33 protein-coding genes are annotated in these 20789 nt (G+C 51.4%); all 33 read right to left on the bottom strand.

All coding sequences use genetic code 11. The features are described from left to right. Positions 1-5 precede the first annotated feature (5 nt). The 33 genes from H8Z83_RS15425 to H8Z83_RS15265 all read right to left on the bottom strand — a co-directional run bounded on the left by H8Z83_RS15425 (position 6) and on the right by H8Z83_RS15265 (position 20717). Positions 6-3326: a hypothetical protein gene (locus H8Z83_RS15425; RefSeq protein WP_187015883.1), complete on the bottom strand. Its 3321-nt coding sequence runs from the start codon at positions 3324-3326 to the stop codon at positions 6-8. Next, complete coding sequence (locus H8Z83_RS15420; protein WP_187015882.1) at positions 3277-3624, bottom strand: hypothetical protein; 348 nt, start codon at positions 3622-3624, stop codon at positions 3277-3279. The genes H8Z83_RS15425 and H8Z83_RS15420 overlap by 50 nt, the downstream gene beginning before the upstream one ends. 149 nt (positions 3625-3773) lie before the next feature. Then, a complete protein-coding gene (locus H8Z83_RS15415; protein WP_187015881.1) occupies positions 3774-4115 on the bottom strand; it encodes a DUF5055 domain-containing protein in 342 nt (113 codons plus the stop codon). A 38-nt stretch (positions 4116-4153) separates the two neighbouring features. Next, positions 4154-4585, bottom strand: a complete 432-nt coding sequence (locus H8Z83_RS15410; RefSeq protein WP_187015880.1) for a phage tail protein — start codon at positions 4583-4585, stop codon at positions 4154-4156. A 5-nt stretch (positions 4586-4590) separates the two neighbouring features. Further along, complete coding sequence (locus tag H8Z83_RS15405; RefSeq protein ID WP_187015879.1) at positions 4591-4992, bottom strand: hypothetical protein; 402 nt, start codon at positions 4990-4992, stop codon at positions 4591-4593. Further along, on the bottom strand, positions 4989-5513 hold the full coding sequence (locus H8Z83_RS15400) for a hypothetical protein (protein WP_187015878.1): 525 nt from the start codon (positions 5511-5513) through the stop codon (positions 4989-4991). Before H8Z83_RS15400 ends, H8Z83_RS15405 begins: the two co-directional genes overlap by 4 nt. Continuing rightward, positions 5510-5884 carry a hypothetical protein gene (locus tag H8Z83_RS15395; protein ID WP_187015877.1) on the bottom strand — a complete coding sequence of 125 codons (375 nt, stop codon included), beginning with the start codon at positions 5882-5884 and terminating at the stop codon, positions 5510-5512. Before H8Z83_RS15395 ends, H8Z83_RS15400 begins: the two co-directional genes overlap by 4 nt. Positions 5885-5888: 4 nt before the next feature. Further along, the gene (locus H8Z83_RS15390; protein WP_187015876.1) at positions 5889-6206 is read right to left on the bottom strand and encodes a phage head-tail connector protein; all 318 of its coding nucleotides are present in this window, start codon (positions 6204-6206) and stop codon (positions 5889-5891) included. 49 nt (positions 6207-6255) lie between these two features. Next, positions 6256-7284, bottom strand: a complete 1029-nt coding sequence (locus H8Z83_RS15385; protein WP_187015875.1) for an SU10 major capsid protein — start codon at positions 7282-7284, stop codon at positions 6256-6258. Between the two features lie 15 nt (positions 7285-7299). After that, the gene (locus H8Z83_RS15380) at positions 7300-7887 is read right to left on the bottom strand and encodes a hypothetical protein (protein WP_187015874.1); all 588 of its coding nucleotides are present in this window, start codon (positions 7885-7887) and stop codon (positions 7300-7302) included. 263 nt (positions 7888-8150) lie between these two features. Then, positions 8151-8303 (bottom strand): hypothetical protein, encoded by a 153-nt coding sequence (locus H8Z83_RS15375; RefSeq protein WP_187015873.1) that lies wholly within the window; start codon positions 8301-8303, stop codon positions 8151-8153. Then, positions 8257-9693 (bottom strand): phage portal protein, encoded by a 1437-nt coding sequence (locus H8Z83_RS15370; protein WP_187015872.1) that lies wholly within the window; start codon positions 9691-9693, stop codon positions 8257-8259. The genes H8Z83_RS15375 and H8Z83_RS15370 overlap by 47 nt, the downstream gene beginning before the upstream one ends. Positions 9694-9854: 161 nt before the next feature. Continuing rightward, the gene (terL, locus tag H8Z83_RS15365) at positions 9855-11501 is read right to left on the bottom strand and encodes a phage terminase large subunit (RefSeq protein WP_187015871.1); all 1647 of its coding nucleotides are present in this window, start codon (positions 11499-11501) and stop codon (positions 9855-9857) included. A gap of 188 nt (positions 11502-11689) precedes the next feature. Further along, positions 11690-12160 (bottom strand): hypothetical protein, encoded by a 471-nt coding sequence (locus H8Z83_RS15360; protein WP_187015870.1) that lies wholly within the window; start codon positions 12158-12160, stop codon positions 11690-11692. A 22-nt stretch (positions 12161-12182) separates the two neighbouring features. After that, positions 12183-12371, bottom strand: a complete 189-nt coding sequence (locus H8Z83_RS15355; RefSeq protein WP_187015869.1) for a hypothetical protein — start codon at positions 12369-12371, stop codon at positions 12183-12185. 6 nt (positions 12372-12377) lie between these two features. Continuing rightward, positions 12378-13145 carry a recombinase family protein gene (locus H8Z83_RS15350; RefSeq protein WP_187015868.1) on the bottom strand — a complete coding sequence of 256 codons (768 nt, stop codon included), beginning with the start codon at positions 13143-13145 and terminating at the stop codon, positions 12378-12380. A gap of 300 nt (positions 13146-13445) precedes the next feature. Beyond that, on the bottom strand, positions 13446-13793 hold the full coding sequence (locus tag H8Z83_RS15345; RefSeq protein WP_187015867.1) for a hypothetical protein: 348 nt from the start codon (positions 13791-13793) through the stop codon (positions 13446-13448). A gap of 2 nt (positions 13794-13795) precedes the next feature. Next, positions 13796-14038, bottom strand: a complete 243-nt coding sequence (locus H8Z83_RS15340; RefSeq protein ID WP_187015866.1) for a hypothetical protein — start codon at positions 14036-14038, stop codon at positions 13796-13798. After that, complete coding sequence (locus H8Z83_RS15335; protein ID WP_187015865.1) at positions 14031-14375, bottom strand: hypothetical protein; 345 nt, start codon at positions 14373-14375, stop codon at positions 14031-14033. Before H8Z83_RS15335 ends, H8Z83_RS15340 begins: the two co-directional genes overlap by 8 nt. A 14-nt stretch (positions 14376-14389) precedes the next feature. Continuing rightward, complete coding sequence (locus tag H8Z83_RS15330; RefSeq protein WP_187015864.1) at positions 14390-14740, bottom strand: DUF8033 domain-containing protein; 351 nt, start codon at positions 14738-14740, stop codon at positions 14390-14392. A 359-nt stretch (positions 14741-15099) separates the two neighbouring features. Continuing rightward, complete coding sequence (locus tag H8Z83_RS15325) at positions 15100-15648, bottom strand: terminase small subunit (RefSeq protein WP_187015863.1); 549 nt, start codon at positions 15646-15648, stop codon at positions 15100-15102. A gap of 223 nt (positions 15649-15871) precedes the next feature. Continuing rightward, complete coding sequence (locus H8Z83_RS15320; protein ID WP_187015862.1) at positions 15872-16201, bottom strand: hypothetical protein; 330 nt, start codon at positions 16199-16201, stop codon at positions 15872-15874. Next, positions 16191-16400: a helix-turn-helix domain-containing protein gene (locus H8Z83_RS15315; RefSeq protein ID WP_187015861.1), complete on the bottom strand. Its 210-nt coding sequence runs from the start codon at positions 16398-16400 to the stop codon at positions 16191-16193. Before H8Z83_RS15315 ends, H8Z83_RS15320 begins: the two co-directional genes overlap by 11 nt. Then, positions 16393-16530: a hypothetical protein gene (locus tag H8Z83_RS15310; protein ID WP_187015860.1), complete on the bottom strand. Its 138-nt coding sequence runs from the start codon at positions 16528-16530 to the stop codon at positions 16393-16395. The genes H8Z83_RS15315 and H8Z83_RS15310 overlap by 8 nt, the downstream gene beginning before the upstream one ends. After that, a complete protein-coding gene (locus H8Z83_RS15305; RefSeq protein ID WP_187015859.1) occupies positions 16527-17180 on the bottom strand; it encodes a hypothetical protein in 654 nt (217 codons plus the stop codon). Before H8Z83_RS15305 ends, H8Z83_RS15310 begins: the two co-directional genes overlap by 4 nt. Beyond that, complete coding sequence (locus tag H8Z83_RS15300) at positions 17173-17358, bottom strand: hypothetical protein (RefSeq protein ID WP_187015858.1); 186 nt, start codon at positions 17356-17358, stop codon at positions 17173-17175. Before H8Z83_RS15300 ends, H8Z83_RS15305 begins: the two co-directional genes overlap by 8 nt. Beyond that, on the bottom strand, positions 17348-17527 hold the full coding sequence (locus H8Z83_RS15295; protein ID WP_187015857.1) for a hypothetical protein: 180 nt from the start codon (positions 17525-17527) through the stop codon (positions 17348-17350). The genes H8Z83_RS15300 and H8Z83_RS15295 overlap by 11 nt, the downstream gene beginning before the upstream one ends. Further along, positions 17520-17750 (bottom strand): hypothetical protein, encoded by a 231-nt coding sequence (locus H8Z83_RS15290; protein WP_187015856.1) that lies wholly within the window; start codon positions 17748-17750, stop codon positions 17520-17522. The genes H8Z83_RS15295 and H8Z83_RS15290 overlap by 8 nt, the downstream gene beginning before the upstream one ends. 176 nt (positions 17751-17926) lie before the next feature. Continuing rightward, positions 17927-18289 (bottom strand): hypothetical protein, encoded by a 363-nt coding sequence (locus H8Z83_RS15285; protein ID WP_187015855.1) that lies wholly within the window; start codon positions 18287-18289, stop codon positions 17927-17929. Then, a complete protein-coding gene (locus tag H8Z83_RS15280; RefSeq protein ID WP_187015854.1) occupies positions 18273-18494 on the bottom strand; it encodes a hypothetical protein in 222 nt (73 codons plus the stop codon). The genes H8Z83_RS15285 and H8Z83_RS15280 overlap by 17 nt, the downstream gene beginning before the upstream one ends. 175 nt (positions 18495-18669) lie before the next feature. After that, positions 18670-20178: a DNA primase family protein gene (locus tag H8Z83_RS15275; protein ID WP_187015853.1), complete on the bottom strand. Its 1509-nt coding sequence runs from the start codon at positions 20176-20178 to the stop codon at positions 18670-18672. Next, positions 20171-20359: a hypothetical protein gene (locus tag H8Z83_RS15270; protein ID WP_187015852.1), complete on the bottom strand. Its 189-nt coding sequence runs from the start codon at positions 20357-20359 to the stop codon at positions 20171-20173. Before H8Z83_RS15270 ends, H8Z83_RS15275 begins: the two co-directional genes overlap by 8 nt. Next, a complete protein-coding gene (locus H8Z83_RS15265; RefSeq protein ID WP_187015851.1) occupies positions 20346-20717 on the bottom strand; it encodes a type II toxin-antitoxin system PemK/MazF family toxin in 372 nt (123 codons plus the stop codon). The genes H8Z83_RS15270 and H8Z83_RS15265 overlap by 14 nt, the downstream gene beginning before the upstream one ends. Positions 20718-20789 lie beyond the last annotated feature (72 nt).

The raw sequence follows: 20789 nt of genomic DNA, 5'->3' as shown, positions 1-20789 counted from the left end.
CCTCCTTAGTAGGCATTGGCGAACACGCCAGTAGATACTTGCCGACCTCGCTTCTCCTTGTAGCGGTCGTAGGAATGACCGATTTCATTGTCACCAATGACAACGGACATATCCTTTTCCTCAACGACATTCAGCAGAGCGTAGATAGCGGCGATCACGCCATCGTTGGCGATGGACACGCCTGCGGAGATACCCTCAACGATCTGGTCATTGTTGGCAACTGCCGTTCTGCGACCCATCGCACCGACCATTTCCGCACCCGCTTCACGGGCGATAAAGAGCTGCCCTTCATTCGGGAAACCGCCGTCTTCAAAGAACGGAATGTGCGGAATATCCACCAATCGAATATCAAACGCAGGAATAAGCGTGATACCCATAACGGACAGACCGTTGAACTGGATGTGGAACATATCATTGATTGCGTCAATGACACCGTTCACAAGTCCAATGATGGAGTTTGCCATCTGTCGCACAAAGCGAGTAATGGGGTTATCGTCCAGCGTCCATGCCGCATACGACAGGGACAGACCCGCCGCCAGTACCGCAAGGCCAAGACCAACACCCGCACCGCTCAGACACAGCAGGACACCGAGAACGATCAATGCGCCGCTGAGAATACCCGTGATGACCGATACGACTTTCTTAATGGAATTAACAACAAAATCCCAATTCAGGGTAGCAACAGCGCCAAGGCTCAATGCGCCAGCCGCCATCAGGCCAAGACCGAGAGGAAGGGCGACCCCGCTCAGAGCAAGGATAGCGCCGACCGCCAAGAGAGCGCCGCCGACAACGGTGGTAATCATGCTGATCTTCTGCTGAACATTGTCGGAGAGGTCATTCCAGTTCGGCATGATAGCCGTACCCATTGTGACCGCACCCGCCGCCAGCAGAGCCAGACCCAACGGGATATTCGCCCCGGAGAACGCCAGTGCCGCACCAATAGCGAGGAACGCCACAGATACAACCGTGGTAATAATGGCAATCACATTCTGGATTTCATCGCTCAGGCCATTCCAGTTGAGAGCCATTACGGAAACCAGAGAAGTAGCGCCAATAGCCATCAGCGCAATACCGAGGGGCATACACCCGGAGAAAGCGAGGATAGCGCCGAGCGCCAAGGTTGCTCCGCTGACCAGCAATCCTACTCTGGACAAGGGAGAAGCCAGAGCGTCCGGGATACTGTTCCAGTTCAGAGCTGCGGCAGATACAAGCGTGACAGCACCAATAGCCATCAGCGCAATACCCAGCCCGGTTGCGACCCCGGTAAAGGCCAACATAGCGCCTACCGCCAGAGAAGCACCCGCCAGAACTCCCGTTAAGGTGGTCAAAGCGTCAGTGAGGTGCCGGTCGCTGTTATGCCAGTTGATAACAGCGGCAGTTACAAGGCTTGCCCCGCCCAAGGCCATCAAAGCGATACCAAGAGGAAGGTTCGCCCCGGAGAACGCCATAATTGCGCCAAGAGCCAGCAGGAAGCCGCCGACAACACCTGTAATAAGAGCCAGCGTACTTGCCAATTCGCTACTCATAGCAGTCCAATTCAGCCCAACGGTAGCCGCAAGGCCGACCGCACCCGCCGCCATCAGGCCGACACCCAGCGGAATATTCACACCGGTTACGACCAGAATTGCACCTACCGCCAGCATAAAGCCGGAAACAATCGTAGTGATCTCTGCGAGAGTGTCTTCGATCATTTTCTTGATTTCACCGATACGGGTCTGCACAGCGTCACCAAGGAAATCGTAGGTAGGCAAATCGAAATCAAATCCGCCTGCGCCGCCAGCACCCGCCCCGGAACCGCTTCCCGTGTTAGGAGCAAAGACATTCAGCTCGTCAAAGCCTGCGGTGTACTGTTTCAGCTTCTTAGCAGCACCGGCAGCGTCATCGAGATTATCAGCCAAAGACCCCGCTCCGACAGCAGCGCTATTCACTCCCGAATAGTCCACATCGGTTAGCTTGAACCCCGCAAGGTTGGCAAGGGCGTTGGCGATCTCTCGAATGACCTGAACAACGGCGATTGCATAGGGAAGAATTGCGTTCAGTGCGGGAATGAAGATGTTACCGATCGCTCGTGCGGCCTGTGTAAGCTGTGCCTGCAAGATACGAAGCTGGTTTGCGGGAGCTTCCAGCGTTCTCGCCATATCGCCCTGAGCGGTCGTTACCTGAGTCATAATGGCGTAATACCGAAGTTCCGCCTTTTCCGCCTGTGTCATGGCGGATACGCTCTCCTTAGCGCCAAGGTTCAAAGCGGTCTGTTCCAATCGTGCCTGCGACAGATCGTAGCCCAGCCGCCGCAGAGGTTCCAACTCGCCGGAAATACCGGACTGTAACTTCTGCATAGCGTCTTCAATGGAAATATTGAAGAAAGACGAAATATCGTAGCCAAGCTGTGTCAGGTTTTGGCTCATGATTTGCGCTCGTTCTGCTGTGTCACCGAAGCCGGTCAGCAGCGTGTTGAAAACACCCTGATTGCGGAGCCACTGTGCGGGGTCAATACCCATAACATCGGATACCTTTTCGACGTAGTTCTGAGCTTCGGCGGCGTACTGCCCCAAGGCAACCGTGAACAGGTTCAGGTCTTCTTGGTACTTATTGGACTCCGTGACCGCCTGTGCGATGAAATGACCGATTTTGCGGAAAGTGATTGCAACAGCGGCGACATTCAACGCTTTCAATCCGCTTGTGAACTTCCCGGTAGTGGAGGTTGCTTTACGGGCAGAAGCGTTGTATTTCTCCGTGCTGGTAATCAGCTTTTGGATTTTGGACGGAAACGCCGAGAAGCCGTTGGACACCTTCTGCATTTCATCGGCAAAAGGCTTCATGGCGGCGGCAAGAGCGGTCATCTGCTGTGTGAACTTGTCAATGTCCGCCGCTTCCAAATCCTCGATCACCTTCGGCAGCTTGGAGAGCTGATTGATAAAGGTGGTCATATTAGCCTTACCCAACTCGGAGAGAGGGCATAAACCGTTGGCAAGGGAAGTCAGCTTGTCGCCGTCCGTCCATTTCAGACCAGCGAGAGCGGTGTTGATTGCCGTGAGCTGGTTGGCGATGGAGGAAGAAATCTTCACATTTCCAACCTGACTCAGAGCGGTTAGCGCATTGGTAAGCCGGGTGATCTTCTGCGAAGCGTCACCGCTGTTCAAGCCTTTCAGAGAATTGGAAAGCTCCCGAATACCCTGAGCGGTCTTGCTCAGACCCGTTGCGCCGCCGTTGGTAGCGGTTTTCAAACGATTGAGTGTGTTAATCAGGTTTTGAAGTCCTGCGACCGCCTGCGTACTGTCATTGACGATCTGAAACTCCAACCCCTGAATTTCCACATTGTCGGCCACTTACGCCACCACCTTTCTCTTGAAATTTCTTATTGACCGATACCATAAAGGCTTCCATGTATGCCTTGGCTTGGTCATCGTGTTTTTCTTGAAGCTGCTTCTGCTGTTTCTTGTCCTGCCGACTGAACAGCTCATAGGGGCTTTCCCGATACGGCGTGGGCTTGGTTCCCTTCTTGGCGAAAGCACGAAGAACCGGGGCGGCATCAATAAGAGCTTCGTAAAAATAAGCTCCTTGGAGCCAAGCGTCTTGATTTCTCAGGTCTTGCTTGATCTGCGCCGCCTTTCGGTAATACTTCACCAATTCGCAGTCCTGTTCCCAAAACTGCTCATAGGTCATGCCGATGGAAAGATAGTACGGGAAAACCCCATAAAACTTTGGTGTGTAAGCGAGAAGGGGAGCAGGGCGATGGTCGCCGCCGCCCCCCTCACTTCTGGAAGATCGGTCGCTTACCAGCCGGTCTTCCAGCTCAGGTTTCCCTCGTTGCCCTCCTGCTCAGGCTCGTCCAGCAGACTCAGCAGGGGGTCGTTATACATCTCTACCAGAGCGGCAATCAGCTCGTCCTTGTGGTTCATACGAGCGTAAATGCTGTCGATCACATCACGCTTCACGAACCGATGATGGGCGAGGAACGCACCGGCAAACAGAGCCGGAAGCAGGGTCATAGGCTTGCGCTCCACATCGGCAGCAACGAAGCCGTTCTTCTCCATCGCTTCAACGGTCTTGCGGGTGTATTCCAGCGTGTAGGTCACGCCGGTAGTAGGGTCATTGATCGTCAACTGCTTTGCCATGATAAATCCTCCTTATCAATACGGCGATGGTTGGTGTTTTAGGTTGCGGAGAAAGTGATGGGAGTGGAAGGAGCGATGGTGATGTTCATGTTCACCACTTCGTTCACGCCGCCGCCCACGGGATACACGGACAGCTCACCGTCAAAGGAGAACTTACCGTTAGAGCCATCGGGAGCGACCACACCGGCGTTCTCCGTGCCGCCGAACCAGACTGCATAGCTGACCTTCTTGCCTTCCAAAGCCTTGAGGGTCTGGAAATCAGTCAGCGTGTAGTTGGCGGTGAAGGACAGACCATCGAGGGACTGGATACCGGCGATGTAGGTCTGCATATTGTCGCTCAGGGTGGTGGTTTCCAGCATTTCGGGTTCGCCGCCGAGGTCAGGAAACTCCTTAATGTCGATCAGCTTGCTCCACTGTTCACCAGTGTCGGCTTTCTTCATCAGAAAAACCTTGTAGGTGGAAATAGCCATTTCATTTACCTCCTATAAAGAGTGGTTCCGTCCGTTTCAGCCTTGTATCGGGCGACCAGACGGTAGATTGTTGCGTTCTCCAAATTGGGAACCGGGGACAGAGAAGTACGCCGGAAATTCTTGGCGTACATGAGATCGTCCACAAACCTCATGATTTTTCGGCAAACGGATTTCTTACCGCCTGCCTTGTCGGAGTAGACATTCACCTCGTACATCAGCGTAGCGAACCTCTCCGTATCGCCGCTGTCCATGTGGGCTTCCGTGGTGTAGTTATCCTGCTCCACCAAGCTCACATAGGGAAAACGGGTAGGGGCATTAACATACTCACCGCTGACCAAGATACCGGGAAACTGCGCTCTCAGGGCTTCCGCAATCGGCGTGTAGATTTGACTCTCCACATCAATCATGAAAACACCTCCTTCGCAATCTCCGTGAGCCGGTCTTGCAGCTCCTTTACCGTTTCATACATCGGCATATTGGCGGGATTGCCGTGAGTGATGACCACGAACCCGCCGTTCTTCTTTTCTTTCAGCACTCCGTTCGTGCCGGGGTCGTCGTAATAACCCCAGGAGTGTTGCTTGCCGTGACCCTGACCGTATTCGCCACGCTTCATACCGAGTTCTTCCGCTTCCGGGTGATCGTCCGGGTAGGTCACGCCTGTGCCGAACTCAATGAACAGGGTAGCCCCGCCTGTCGCCACCACCGCTCGAACATTGTTCCCACGGGGTTCCACCGTCACGGAAACATCGTTCGTGCCGTCATAAACGGCCTGCGAGAACTTGACAGAAGCTCTCTCCATGCCCTCCTGCGCCACCCGGTCAAGAAAGACCGCAGTCCGCTCTTGAAGCCGGTTCTTCCGGTTCTCGGCTTCCCGTATCAGCCGCTCAATCCCTCTCCCGGAGAGCGGAATATTGATCGTCTGACTCACGATACCGTCACCTTACTGACCGCATAGGAAATGGAGTTGAGGGACTTGGCGACCCGTTTGACCATGTAATCGTAGAGCGGCTTCCCGTCCTCGTCATACTGCGGTTCTTTGTCAATGAACAGCACGGTATGCTCGTCAATGGGGCAGCTCAGGTCATCGGTGACGATCACCTTGTCGTACCCTGCGAAATTACCGAACTGCTCCACCTGAGCGGAGCCGGTCGCCGCCGAGATATTGGCGTTCATCGCCACGGCAGGCTTGTAAACCACCAGTTCCTCGCCGGTTTCGTTGCCGTACTCGTCTTTGACGGGAACCTTGCGGTCATACAGCAGATACCAGAAGGGCGATTTGTTGCGGTTCAGCGTCCTCATGCGCTCAACCTCCCATCACAGCGGCAAAGGGAACAATGTCCCTCAGCAGCGTAGGCGGCACATCGCCGTCTTCATAGGAGCGGAAGATACCGTTCTCACTGTGAGTGGTCTGCCCTTCGGCCCCCCGCTTGTTCAGCAGATACACGGCGATCTCCACCTGAATGTGAGCGTACTGGTCAGGAACAGCGGTCACGGTGGGGTCAAAGGGGTATGCTCTGCGGCACACCTTATTTCCGGCGATAGAAAGGTAGGTGGAAAGCGTGTCCTCGTCTGTCTCGCCGGTCATGGCTTTCACCATTTTCAACTTCTCAGCGTCCGTCATGCTTTCCACCTTTCCTTTCTAAAATATTTGTTTTGCCCCTGCGCCGTTCTTAGGCACCAGCAACGGCCTTAGTGTTCACCGGGTTGTTTGCGTCATTGGCGATGAAGACGCTGCGGCTGTAAGTGGGAGCGGTAAACTCGGTAGAGATACCGGTAAACTTACCGTGGAACCACTCAGGGCCGTGGTCAAGGCCGATCTGACCAAAGAGCTGATACTTCTCGCCAGCGCCGGTCTTCGCCAGCGGCTCAAGGAAGAAGTTGCCCTTGCCGGGGACAGGCTGATAAACGGGAGCCAGAACGCTCAGGTTCAGCAGTAGGGCAGTACCGGCAGGCAGGTACTCGCCAAGGTACAGGTAGACAACGCCGATGGGCGTGACCACGCTGGACAGGGAGATACCGTTGATGTTACGGGCAGCGGGAACCACAGTCAGACCGTTCTGAACAGCGTCAGCGTTGATCTGGAACAGGGTCACAGCGTCACACCACAGGCACAGGCCATCGGTGGGAGCGTTTGCGCCGTAAATCTTCTTCACCATGTCGGCAATATCCCACAGACCGAGGGGCTTCTTTGCCATCGCCGTAGTGTTGGTGGTGATTGCGGGAATCATGCCACGGGTCTTGTTGACCTTGGTGTCATCAGTAGCCTTGCTGTAAACGCCGTTAATGAAGGTGTACTCAATGTCGGCATTGACCTTCATCATCTTGGCGGCAACCTGAAAGTCCAGCTCGTTCATGGGGTTGGCCTGCTGACCCGCCACATTGATACCGCTCAGAGTACCCATGTTAGACATCTTCCCGTAGGAAATGCCCACAGACTCCTGAAAGATCTGAGTCACATTGGTCTTCTGCGCACGGGTTACAACGGTAGCATCAGGGGCGGTCAGAGAAGCACTCTCGCTGATAGCAGGCTGAGCGCCGCCGCCAGAGGTGAACTCCTGACCGGTCACGAACTCAACATGGTTCGTGGTCTTGGCACGACCGCCGATGATAGAACTCAGAGGGGTGCGGGTGTTGCCCTTGTTAAAGAGCATACCGGAGTAATTGAGTACCCCGAAACTCATAGCAAACTGATCTGCCATAGTAAAAACTCTCCTTTACTCTTTTTTCGCCTGCGCTTCCGCTTCGGCTTGCAGGCGGGTGTAGTAAGCAACGGCGGCAAAATCACCGTTTGTCCGTGCTTCCTCGATTTTCTTGGCGTAATCCATCTCGCCAGTACCGCCACCGGCACCGGGAGTAGGCTTGGGGGTCTTTTTCAGAGCGTCAGCCTTGACCTGTTTTGCATACTCGTCAAGGAACTTCTGCTGGTTGGCAAACACCTTGGCAGAGTCACCATCAGCCATCGCCTTTGCGGTATCCTCAGCAAGAGCCTCGTCATAGCCCTGAGCGATGAACTTGGCCTTAAACTCGGAAACACGCTTGGCTTCCCGCAGCTCGGAAAGCTCCTTCTCCATGTTGGCGAACTTTTCCTCCTGCTCCTGCTTCTTCTTCTCGTCCTCACCCAACAGAGCGTTGTGCTTGCGCTTCCACTCAGCGGCTTCGGAGTTGGCCTTGGAAACAGCGGCTTTCTGCTTTTCCAGCTCGGCAACGTTGTCCTCGTACTCGAACGCTTCCAGTGCTTTCAGCTTGTCTTCCGCAGACATTTCCGCATAGCCCGTGATTTTGCTGGTGTCGATCTTTGCCATAATGATTACCTCCTGCGTTTAACAAGGCTGTTCACTCAGCACTATTTTCCGTTTTTACGGGTTGTCTCCCGTTTGCGATTAAGGTCTTCCCTGACCATTCAACGCCTTGCGGCGGTCAAATCATTGTCTTCGCCTTTCTCATATCTCCGAAAAGACTGAGCTTTCACGGACTGTCCGAAAACTCCGAGGGCATTGGAAGGAAAAATAAAAGGGCTACCAATACCTTTTCGGTATCAGTAGCCCGTAATGGCTGTTCCTATCACCTATGCGATAGGCTGTTCATATTTCTTTTTGCTGCTGACCGCCCACACGATCACCTTCTCGTGTCGTTCTGCGATCTCAACGGTCTTTCCCGTAGTCAAGATTTCCTCAATCTGTCTGACCGCTTCCGGGGTCAGGCGGATTTCCTTTTCCATCAGGATTAACCTCCTTCTGTTTGGTTGCGAGTTCAGCGGCCTTTTTCTCCTGTTCCTCAGCGTAATTCATACTCATACGGTACGCAAGCTGCGGGTCAGAGAACAAACCACAATGGGTAAAGGCCAGAACCGGGGCGATCTTCGGATTGGCAAGCATAGCAGTCAGCACATTTGCCTTTTCCGTGATATTCTCGTAATTTCTGCGGGTAAAGCGGATTTCCAGACCGCTGAGTTTCAGCGTCAAGTCGCTCAGGTCACGGCAGATACGCAGAACCAGCTTCAAGAAATCCTTCTCGGACTGCTTGAACATCAGCTCGGAGTCCTTCGCCCTCGCTTCCGCTGCCGACCAACCGTCACGCATGATGACCGCAGAGCCGGTATCGCTGGTGGAAGAACCACCGTTGCGGTTCGGCATACCGCAGATCGTCAGGACGGTGTTATACATACTGTCCACGAGGGTCTGCGTCTGCGTCTGGTTCATTTCCGAGGTCAGATACTCGATTTCAGCTTTGAACTGCGGGTCAATGTCCTTGTACTTAATTGCCCCCTCGTCACGGAGCTGGCGAAAATCCTCGGTGTTAATGTCAACATTGTGGAACAGCATGAGCGCCTGTACGAACTGCTCTACACCGTCAAGGCGGTTGCTCTCCACGGTGTTAATAGCGTCCAGCAGAGGGAGGACGATCTCAAAGGCTCCCAGCCGAGCCTTATTCGCCGGATACTCGATGATGGGAATACCCAAAATCTGAGGTTCGCTCCGAATGATCGCCCAAGTGTTCTCCACCTCGTAGTAGTGGTCACGGGTGTAGCAACTGAAAATCAGGTTTCCGTTCTCGTCCTTCACATACTTCACGCCCATCATGGCAGGATTGCCGAGGGCGGTGGAGTAGACCACAAAAGCGAAGCGGGGGTCAAGGGTGAAAATCTCAAAGGGAGCTTCATCTTCCTCCACATCGGCTTCTCCATCAGGAAGCACCATGCGATAGGAAGTTCCGCCGATATGCGACCAGTCCGCCAGTTCCTTGTCCTTGGCAGGCTTATCCTCGCTGAGAACATAATCATTCAAGCGGCTGACCTCAGCGGAAATGTTCTCGTCATCGCTTCGGCTCACATACTGAACGGGTTCACCCATCAGATAGCCGACCTTGAAGGACACGATCTCATTGGCTCGGTTTTCAACGACCTTGTTGCAGATTTCAGGCCGTACTTCCTTCTCCCGGTAAAGCACGGGCTGATCTCCACGATAGTACCGATAGAGATAGTCAATGTCGGCGCTGTTTTGCAGATGGACGAATAGAGCCTTTTGCAGAACATCAATGATGTTCCCGGCATTGATTTCGGCAACATCGGTATAGATCACACGGCGACCAAACAACGTTCTCGCACCCACTTACAGCACCTCCTTTCCACCCTATCGTTATCTGTTCATTCGTATACCGTTTTGTTGGTTTCTGCTGGTTTCTAACTATAAGTATACCGTTGTGTCCAATGGTTGTCAATAGTTAATCTTTAATCATACCATTCGCCACAGTATTTGTCAAAACCAACCTTTCAATAGGGACGCTTGAAGACCTCCACCTTGCCCCCGGACAGCATACGAATTTCGTTCTCCAATAAGGAGAGGGAGTCGGGAGCGTCATCGTGCGGAACCTTGCCGGAACGGGTGTAGGTGGTCACTTCCTTCATGAAGTTCCAATACTGACTGCCCCGCTTGTAGGTGGAAGGGTGCTTGAAGTAGAAGTTCTTCTTGATGTTGTCGGAAGCGAACTCGATACGAGTCTGCTTATTGGAGATCGTGCGCTTCGTGCGGATACCAACAGAGTACCCACGCTCACGAATGATCTGGTCAACATCTCTGGCATAATATTGACCGGCATTGTTGGACTCAAAAACAGCAGAAGCGACTTTATTCTCAATCAGACACTTGGCACATTCCGGCTTCGTCACCTCAGCGGGAGAATCATCAAAGACCACATCAACGATATACACATCGCTGCCGTATATCATCGCCACCGGCATGGAAGTCGAGTCCGAGCCGCTTTCTGCCGTATCACCAACGGCGATGATGGTATCCGGGTCACGGTCTTTCGGCAGCTCGAAGAAGTAGTTCAGCTCGTCCTTGCTGAACAGCAGACCCTTCGCTTCAAAGGGCTGTTGCTGGAACTCGCTCTCAAACTGCTCTGCACTCAGAAGCTCCCGCTGCTCCCGGAAGTAGGCGGTGGTGAAAACCTTCTTGCCCTCCCGTTCATACTCATAATTGCTCTCGTCCGTCACGAGATTGAGGGCGGGTATCTCAATCGCTCTCCAAGCCCAGCCCTCCCGCTGTGCGTGTTCCTGCACACGACCGATGGGGTCATACAGGGAATAACGGGTTCCCGTGAACACCATGGGCGTACCTTCAATGGCACGACCCATAATATCGCCGGAGATCACTTCCCACTTGTCATCAAGCCGCTGGCGGTTCTTCGCTTCCTCACGACCCTCTACGCAGTCATCAAGATAGAGAACATTGGTGGCTTCGGACAAACCCACCTGTCGAGCGTCAATGGAACGACACATGATGGTGGGGAAACGGGACTTGCTTTTCAGGTTCACCGTCTTCGTGTCGGCGTTGGTCTGTACCAGCCGTGCGTCCGGGAATACATCGTAGAACAGATACTCGTTAGGGACTGTCAGGTATTCCAGACAACCGTTGTAGAAGCTCTTTACAAGGTCATCACCTGTCCCTTCCATCAGGGTCGAACGGTCAGGGAACTTGCCGGAGAGCATATTCACAAAATTGATACCCGTTTGAGACTTTCCCGCTCGTTTCGGCATGGAGATCGTCAAAAGGCGCAGCTTCCCGTCCAGAACATCTTGAAACCCCTGCACCATCGGTCTGAGATAGTGCTTACGGGGAGCATAGAACCGTTTTTCCGGCTTGCGGTCGAGTTCAATGTAGGTCATGAAGGAATCAAAATCATGGGGCGCTTCAAAGAGAAGACACCGCCGCCACTGTTCATAGAACTTCGCCCCGCCGCCACGGACTACCTGATCGGCGGAGAGTGCCAGCAGCTCCTTGTTCGCCTTATGTGCCGCCGAGAAATCTTTGATTTCCCACTCCCGGCATAGAGAAAAAAGGTCGCTGTACGCTCCGTTATCTCCCGGTCGCCGGTCGATCACGGCTCGGATAGAGCCGGAGAGTTTTTCATAATTCATGTGCATTTCCTTTCCAACAAAAAAAACGAGCTACCCGTGTATTTCTACACAGATAGCCCGTCATGGCTGACACTCCTGCCCTTACAGAAGCCGATTATAAAATTTTCGGTATCACAAACGCCAGAACCAGCAAAATAGAACTGATTATCAGAAAATATCCGATTACATTGAGAAAAAACCTCATGGTGTCAGCCCTCATACTCCGAAATCGTCTTATTGTCCCAATCCAGAACCCCTAAATAGCCGCCCTCGGTGTCAGAATATAGCTCAACTGCTTTTTTCGTGTTCACTGTCTTCCATTTCACTTTGCCACGCCAGTTGAAATAGGCTTGGGTCTTAGTATCAGGTATACCAGCCAACTCTACATAAATGATCTGGCGATTTTCCAGCGTCACATTGAGCTGTAAATCCTCGCTGTCATAAATTTTACCACAAATCACGGTCATCGGGTCATTATCTACGATAGAAATATCGTGGAAATCAGTCACCCCTACGGTGTCAAACACTTCCCGATAGCTTGCGATCTCGTCATCGGTGAACCCGGCTTCGGAAAGAGCCGAGTCCCAAGCAATAGGTTCAGCCGAGTCCTTCTTAGAACACCCGACCAGAAAGAAGACCACGATGACCGCCAGCCCTATCAGCCACACCATCTTTTTCATTTCACCCAACCTTTCTTACCCCTCATTTACTTTCATAAAGATATTTATAGGCTTTATTCTTTTGCTCGGAAGTATAGAACGAAATAAAGAAAAGTTGCTCTCCGGTTACATCGGATATTCCATAATTTCCAACATAGAATATGTCATCACCGTAACCTGCCTGTTTGAGCATATCTATGTCTTCACTGCGAAGTCCATAAAGATCTTTCATATTTATTTAACACTCCGTCTTCAAAATCGGCTCATGAACACCTTTAACCCAATTCATGTCGCCGTATTTATACATACCCTCGTACAGAGGGCGGTTGCCAAGAATACTCTTGATGGTGGACACCTGAAACCGCTTGCCGGAACGGGTCTGGTATCCCGCCTTTTCCAGCAGCTCCGTGATACCCAGCATGGAAACGCCGTCTTCGTGTTTCTCGAAGATGAACTTCACGATAGGAGCTTCCTGCTCGTCAATGGTGAGAACACCATCAACCACCTTGTAGCCGTAGGGACGGCGACCGCCGCTGTACCCACCGCAGGAAGCCTTGATGGAACGACCCTTGCCGGTTCGCAGAGCGATGTTCTTTCTCTCCTGCTCTGCCACGAACTGTAACAGCGCACGATAGATGTTGGCAAACTCGCTACCCTCTGTGAAGCTCTCCTGCGTACTCAGAAGTTTGATGTTCTTCTTTTCCAGCACATACAGGTAGTAGAAGTACAGCTTGGTATCACGAGCCACACGGTCATTCTTGAATACGATCACCGCTTCATAAGGAGGGTTGCTTACATCGTCCCCATAAAGGATTTCGTTCAGGCCGGGGCGGTCATCTTTCGCACCGCTGATTTCATCGACCTTCCAGTCTACGATATTGTAACCGTTATCGTTAGCGTAGAGAAGAATGGCCTGCTTCTGAACCTCGATACCGTATTTGTCATCATCGGCCTGTCGCTCGGTGGAGACTCGGATATAGCCGATTGCGTTTTTGAATGTCATCATAAGATCACCTCTTGCATATAATATAGCATAGGTAAATGTAATTGTCAATAGGTAAGTGTAAATAAGTCTTTTTATTTTTTGCGGGTATTTTTCAGCTCACCCCGCCCTCGCTGCCGCTGGCATATCCCCCGCCCCCGTCACCCATTCACGCCGCCCCAAACAGGCCGAAAAAGCACAAAAAACAACCGCCCCGGAATAGCACCGGGGCGGCGTTCACTTATTCAATTTCAATATTTCAATCAGGATTTGCACCGACAGCAAAAGCAATAATAAAATCAAATACACGCTTTCACCGCCCTATTAAAATACCGTATCAACAACGGTTAGAATTGTCACCCACAGATCAATATATTGTGTGCTATATCCGGCATAATCGCCCTTGTCAAATTCTGTTTTACCCGTGATAACATAACCAACTTGTTTTGCGCCCCCGTCTGATAGATCAACGAACATTTCCGACTTGTTTTTAATGGCATTTTTGGAAATAGTGATACAATGCTTTTTTTCCACCCGTTCCCGGTAAATTTCAAGCGCATTTTCCACGCTATCCGCATCTATACGCATATCTGAAACAATACCGCCGTCAATGTACCACTTTTTATTGTTGTATTCTTTCATTGTTGCCGTTGTTTTGAAAATGTAATTCATAATTAAACCCCCATTCTAATACATTCATCAAGTGGAACCCTATACCCATGCACCCGGAAAAACGCCGCCCCTTTCCGGGTGTACTGTATCTTGCACCGGTGGAACGCTTTACCGCCGCCCCATGCCCCGGAAACGCAATAAATGAAATCATCTATACCGTGTTCAATACCCTTGATTTCAAGCCCATTCAAGCCGCTATAGTATGCAATGCTTTCCCGGCTTTCGCAGTATTCACGCTTATTCATGATTGCAAACCCCCTTTATAAAATCCCTTGCAAGGCTTTTCAGGCTTTCCCGCTGTTGTTCATAGGAAAGGCTATAATCATAGCGGATTTTTTCGGCTTGCGTTTCATACCGTTCACGCAATTCATAAGATGGGCGAATATTTCCGAAAGGGGCATAGCCTGTTACAATGGCAACCCCGCCGCCCATATCGTAAATATCAGCCGCCCACCCCTCACGGCGTACTGTGTACGCAACGGGGGTTTCATAATTCAAAAGGGTTTGCAATCCGCAATAGGGAACGCAAATAATTTTATTGTAATTCGCCCTGATTGCCTTTTGTGTTGTCTTGAATTTCATTTAATACACCCCTTTCAATAATTCATGTTGTTAGCTGCACGGCGGTTACACATAGCTTTCAAACTTTCGGCGGGGGTCATATCCGCCGCTTTCGGCTTTTCCGTTTCTACCGGCTGCATATCCCACCACGATTTCCCGCCGCCGTTCATATCATAGAACGAAAGAAAACTATTTACATGGCGCATTGTGGTAGCAGAATAACCGCCCCACATACGAACGAACCGCCCCGCCGCCGTGATGCGGCAAACAAAAGTATTGTAGGACTGTAAAACTTTTTCGCCGTTGTCCGTTTCAATGATTTTTGCCTTTCCGTAAAAACTCTTTGCCCGTTCATAACCCATAACAGGCAGATCATAAATTTTCATAATGCAAACCCCTTTCAAAATTCAATTTGCGTTTACTGCCTTTCGGTAAATACAAGATAGCATATTTGCATTTACTTGTCAAGCGTAAATACAAAAGAAAATCAAGATTTTTTGCAAATACGGCAGCTATACAATATAAAGGGCTGAAAAATGTTTTTGCTTTCAGATCAGGCCGGAACCCCGGCAGCGCCCACGCCGCCCCGGTGGAACCCGCCGCCGATCAGCCAAAAAAAAAGGAAAAGCCGCCGACCCCGTGAGGAGATCGGCAGCTCTGTCAAAGTCGTAAAGTCGTTCGGGCGAAAGTCGCAAAGTCGCTCGGCATAGTCGTAAGCCATAGTCGCAAAAGTCGTGAAAGTCGCTCAGTCTTCCGGGTCATAGTCGCTGGACGCACCCACCACATCTTCGAGATACTTCTTCTCCAAGTCCTCAGCGGGAACCTGATCTCCGAGCTGCTGGTTGGGTGTCAACACGACCTCCTGCTTGTCCGCATAGCCCATGTTGTTCTTCATCAGGAAGATACCAGCAACCGGATTGATCTTCCCATTCTGCATATAGTTTTCCATTTGTGCGTTCAAAAGTTGGTACGCCTTTTTAACGAGGTTGCGGCTTTCCGTGGGCAAAGTCTTACTATCCACTCCATTTGCCCATTTCCATAGAGTCGTTCTATCAACTCCAAAAGCCAATGCCATACCAGCAACCGAGGGCTTCATATCGTCCTGAGCGCACAGAGCAAAGTACATACCCATACGCTCTTTGACCTGTTCAGGTTCTCTTACATTCACATCAGGCCAATCCAACATGACCATCGAATGTTCCAGATATTTTCTGTTGTCACCCGGCTCTGTATGAACGCTCAGGGCTTCCTTACGATCAGGCCGAGTGCGCTTTTTCACAATTTTATCTGCCATAGTTGTTTTCTCCTTTCAAAGTCGCCAAGGTGATAAAGGTGAGTAATCGGGTGCATTTCCCTATAACTATTTCTATATACGCGCGTATAAGAGAGAGTTATAGGCATTTATGCCCGATTACTCACCTAACTCACCTAAAATACGAAAAACAATTTTTCAAAACACGCCAATTTGAAAAAAAGTCTTTGCAGAAACACTCACCTTTATCACCTTTATCACCTAACTACCAGTCGGCGTTAATGACCACCTTGTTCCCATGAGCGAGTGCTTCCGTCACAATCCACTCCACACCGTCCCAGTTGTAGACCTCTTTCTTCACGGCATAGTCGGTGAGCTGCTTTGCCTGCTCGTTGTCAAGAACCATGTCCTTGCCGTACCAGTCGTTCTCCTTGGTACGCTTCTCATAGGGAACATAGTAACCGAGCCTTTCCAGAAAGTCGTACCAAAGCCGACCACCGCTGTCGGTGCTGGCAACATCTACCGTGGTGATGACCTCACCACAATGAGGGCAGCGAACATCTTTGCGTTCCATGACCGTAATATCAAGACCCATTTTCCAACACCTCCTGCGCCATCTTCACCAGCTCGACCAAATCATAGAACCGCCGAGGGTCTAACCCGGTCTGCCGCTTCACCTTGTCCAAGTGATAGAGAACGGTATTTCTGTGTGCGAAAATAGCACGAGCAACATCGGTGACATTCATGTTGTGATTTGCCATAGCTATGACAATGTGAGCGTCTTCCTTATTCATGGTCGATCTCCTTTCGCAGCTCGTCATAGAGTTCCGAAAAGCGGCGGTTCCAGTGGCGCAGTCGCCAGAGGAATAGGCAGCCTACAACAATCCATTCAACGGCGGCGATAGTTGTCAGAATGTCACTCATGCTCTATGCTCCTTTCTCGCAAAGCGGTTGAGCAACACACTCACGGTGAGCTGACCAATCCTGTTCACATAGGGGCAATTGAAGCGGTCAGGGTGGGGAATACTATTGCCGAGGTCGATGACCAGATCACGGGTGTTGTAGGAAATGTCCTTCGTGATAGTCGGCGTGGCGTAGATCACCACATCACGGTTCATCGTGGCTTGCAAGAGACTCTTGGTTTTGGAGTGCGCCACCGTCACAGTTGCGTTGTCGAGGGTGAGGTACTTTGCCAAGTTCTGAACGGCGTGACCCCGACCTACGATGGTAATGTCCTTGGCGTAAACCAAGTCCAATGCCAACAGGAGCGCCAAAGTTGCCTGAGACACCGATGACATTCCCTGTGAGTAGGAGTGGTCAATGTCAACCTCGGCGGCGAGCTTAATGTCAGACGGGACGGTTTCTCTGTCCACTACCACGGCCTTGTATGGAGGGCAGGGGTATTGAGTGAGGTCACAGTCAATGCCTAACAGATCGGCCTTGCGCTTGACCGCTTTCAGAAATACGCTTTCGTAGGAACCCAGTAGTAACAATCTGCCGGTAGGGTGAAAACGGGTGGTTTCCTCGTCCAAGGTGGCAGAAAGCGTTTTGATTTGCTCCATTACATCATTCATGGTACTTCTCCTTTCTTTCAAAGTCGTGAAGGGCAATCATCTTTTCACGGGTGAGCTTGTCAACCACCCGACCGATCTCCGAGTAGCCGCAGACCGCCGCCAGCCGTTCGAGGTTGCCCTTGGTCTGTGCCGTGACTACGATGGAAATACGGCGAAGGTTCTTTTTCTCAGTCTTCATCGCTTTTCTCCTTGTTGCCATGAATGGTAGCAGAGATGAAAGACTGCAAGAGAACAAAGGCTTCCTCTTTGGTCGCACCAGCATTGAGTAAAGCCCTGTAAAAATTCAGAGACATTTCAGCCAAAGCGCCAACGGCGTTTAGCAACTCTCTCACAGCATCATTATTCATCGTCCTGTTCCTCCACGAAAATCGTTCCCTCGAACCCTTCCGCTCGACCGAGAAGTCTCCACAGTCCCTCGTCCTGTTCACCGCAACAGGGGCAGGATTTGGCGGCGATTTTTCCGAGTTTCTGAGGAAAATTCTCGTCTTCCTCGACATACAGAAGGTGTTCGCACTTGCGGCACATGAAGACGGTGAACATTTCGTTACCGCATACACACTTTTTACTCATGTTTATCCTCCATTCGGTTGCAATCGTCAGAGATTGCACAGTCTTCACAGCCCTTATAATAGAAGCAGTCCCGGCAACATGAAATGACAGGCATACACCGCTCAGCGTATTCTTCACAGTTGGCAACAGGGCAAGTGCCATCAACGCAGGCAACGCCCACATAATCGGGGCAATATTCAGTCTTCATCGCTGTCACCTTCCGTCAAAGCTCTTGCGAGATCGTCAATCATCTGGTGCATAAGCCTATCAGCTACGCTGTACTCGTCCTGACACCAGAAAGAGAATTTCAGGTGCAACAGCTCATGCACCAATGTCTTTTCAAAGTTGAACGGTACAATGCGGTCGCCGTAGCAGGCGGGATTGATGATCTCAATACGGGCGGTCTTGATGGACTCCGACCAATCCGTACACCCAGCCGCATTACTGACGGACATTTCTTCGGGGCGAAGGTGAGTGACGAGCTTTATGCGCCACTCCTGCAAACATAGCTTCTTCTGCCACTTTTCCAGTAGGTGTTGTTCCTCAGTCGTTGCGATCATGCAATCTCTCCTTTCTGAACTGCTCAATGTCTCGGTTGATCAGGCCATTCAATTCAGCTTCCGCCATGAACGCAGCGAACACCTTACCGCACTTCACGCAGTAGTTAATGAAGTGATACCCATTTGTGTCATGAATGGTTTGAAGGTTTTTATCGTACAGGCGGTGTCCACCAGTCAGGAAACACTTAATCCTTTTCCACTTCATCACGGACGCTCCTTCACAATACGGATTTTTCTCAGGCGTTTGCCACACCGCTTACAGACTTCATAATTGCTCTGCCAGCGGTGAGAACCATTACGGCACTTGACCTGAATATGAACATACGGGTCTGCTGTGTGGATACCGAAGCGACAGAGGATAGAATTACATGAACGGTTCATTAGGACGCTCCTTTCAGTCTGAGGTTCTTGTAGACGGGGTAGCCCTGATACACGACCTTGCCGCCATGCCACTCAGGGTGCGTTTCCATGTCGGCGTTGAACCGCTTGGCAGAACAGGCAAAGTACCCGTTGGACTTGCACCAAATCTTGTAAGCGTCAAACAGGGACTTCGAGCGGGTATTGACTCCCTCGGCCTGCTCACAGCGTTCTTCGAGGAACTGCAAGCAAAGATCGTTGTCACGCTCGTACTGGTTGACTACCTTCCGCATAGCGGGAGACATTTTCAGACCGAACCGCTTGTATTTGAAGTACCCAGCGACCAGCCAAGCGAAAATGCCCTGCATAGCTTCCTGCGTCTGGAACTCATTTTTCAGGTTCTTGTCCTGTTCCGCTTCGGTGAAGTGACGGTTGAACTCAATGACCCGAACACGGTCGGAAGCGAACAGGGACTTATCGCTGACGGTGGGAAGATCGTTGCAGGAGAGCCAAAGGGTGAACTGCGGCAGGAAGGTTGTAGCAGTCTCATAGAGGTTCCGAGCCTTGATTTCCTCGCCACCCGTGAGCTGCTTGATTGTTTCCTCGTCCAGCTTGCCATACTGGTTGCTCTCTGCCATTGTGACGAACCGTTTACCTTTCAGGGAAGCCAGCATGGGGTTTGCTGCTTCGGCGTTCTTCGACCGTTCTGCCTTGCAGATGATCGACACGGGGGATACGGAAGCATAGTCACCGAGAAGGTGGTGAATTGCCGAGAGCATGGTGGACTTGCCGTTGCGAGTGGTCTTGCCGTGAAGAATGAACATACATTCTTCGTTCGCCATACCCAGCATAGAGTACCCCAGCGCCTTTTGCAGATAGTCAGCCTTGTCTTCGTCATTACAAGTGACCTCTGCAACGAACTTCTCCCAGCGGCGGCACCGTGCGTCCTGCAAGGTGTAGTTGAAGTTGGTCTGCATGGTCAGGAAGTCTTTCCAGTCATGTTCCCGGAACTCCATCTTTTCGAGGTCGAAAGTGCCGTTCTTGCAGTTGATAAGGTAGGGGTTTGCGTCAAACTCCGCCGAAGCGATAGGAAGCACACTGGCAGCGTCCTTCATCAGCCGGTCACGGAAGCGCCTGTCGCCCATCTTTACGATGAACTTCATGTACTCGGTGCGGCGTTCTTCATTGGCGATTTCACCGCAATAGAGAGCCATCAGGCGGCAGAATTCTTTGATCTTTTCCGCTACCAGCAGAGAACCCGTATCCTTGCGCCATGCTCCCTCGGAGTAGGTGAACCAGCTTTTCGCTTCGGGGCAGTAGCGGGTATCATTCTTGTAGCACTCGGAGAACAACTCCGCCATGCCGGACTCGTCCCACGAATACCCCGTACCACTGATCGGGTGGCTATGCTCAGGCTGTGCTTCCTTGATTTGGAACATCACTCTGGACTGAGCTTCGTCCATGATGTAACGACCGTTGGAGAGCTGAAAGAGAGCCTGTTCTTCGGGAGCTGTCATAACTTCATCACTCATGGATTTCACCTCTCTTGTCTTTTCCGTTTGGGTTAAAGTTGGAAAGTGCGCTTTTACAAGCTCGGACACCCATCTTATAACCGTCTTGTTCACTACCGCTTATACGTTTGCGATATATCCGCTCTTTATCAAGTAGGGCAGATAGCGCCATCTGCAAACTGTCATATTCAAGTTTTGTCATTATCTACATCCCCTCCCCTCCCATAGAAGAAAGCGTTTTTCAAAGCGGTATCCACATGACGCATGATCTCAGGCGGCAAAGTGCAGATGTATTCCCAGTCATCGGACACATCTACGACACGCACCTGTTCGCACTCAACCATGCTCGGCTGTAAAGAACCCCAAGTGACAGCCACATGGGTCGGCAGCTCAAGCCGCTTGATTTTAGTGGTCAGGGGAACGACAATGCTGGTGGAAGAAAACTGATTGCCAACATTGTTTTGCACAACCACCCACGGACGCTTACCAGCCTGAATATGACTGTTGGCAAGCATGGGAACATCAATGATGACAACATCGCCACGCTGATATGGTTTCATAATTACCTCCAATACTTGAAGCGGTCATAGTAGTACATCTCTTGTGCCTTTTGGCGCTTCTCCAACTCTTTC

It is taken from the genome of Dysosmobacter segnis, from assembly GCF_014297285.1.
In the GTDB taxonomy this organism is placed as follows: domain Bacteria; phylum Bacillota; class Clostridia; order Oscillospirales; family Oscillospiraceae; genus Oscillibacter; species Oscillibacter segnis.
This window is presented reverse-complemented; position numbering and strand designations above follow the sequence as displayed.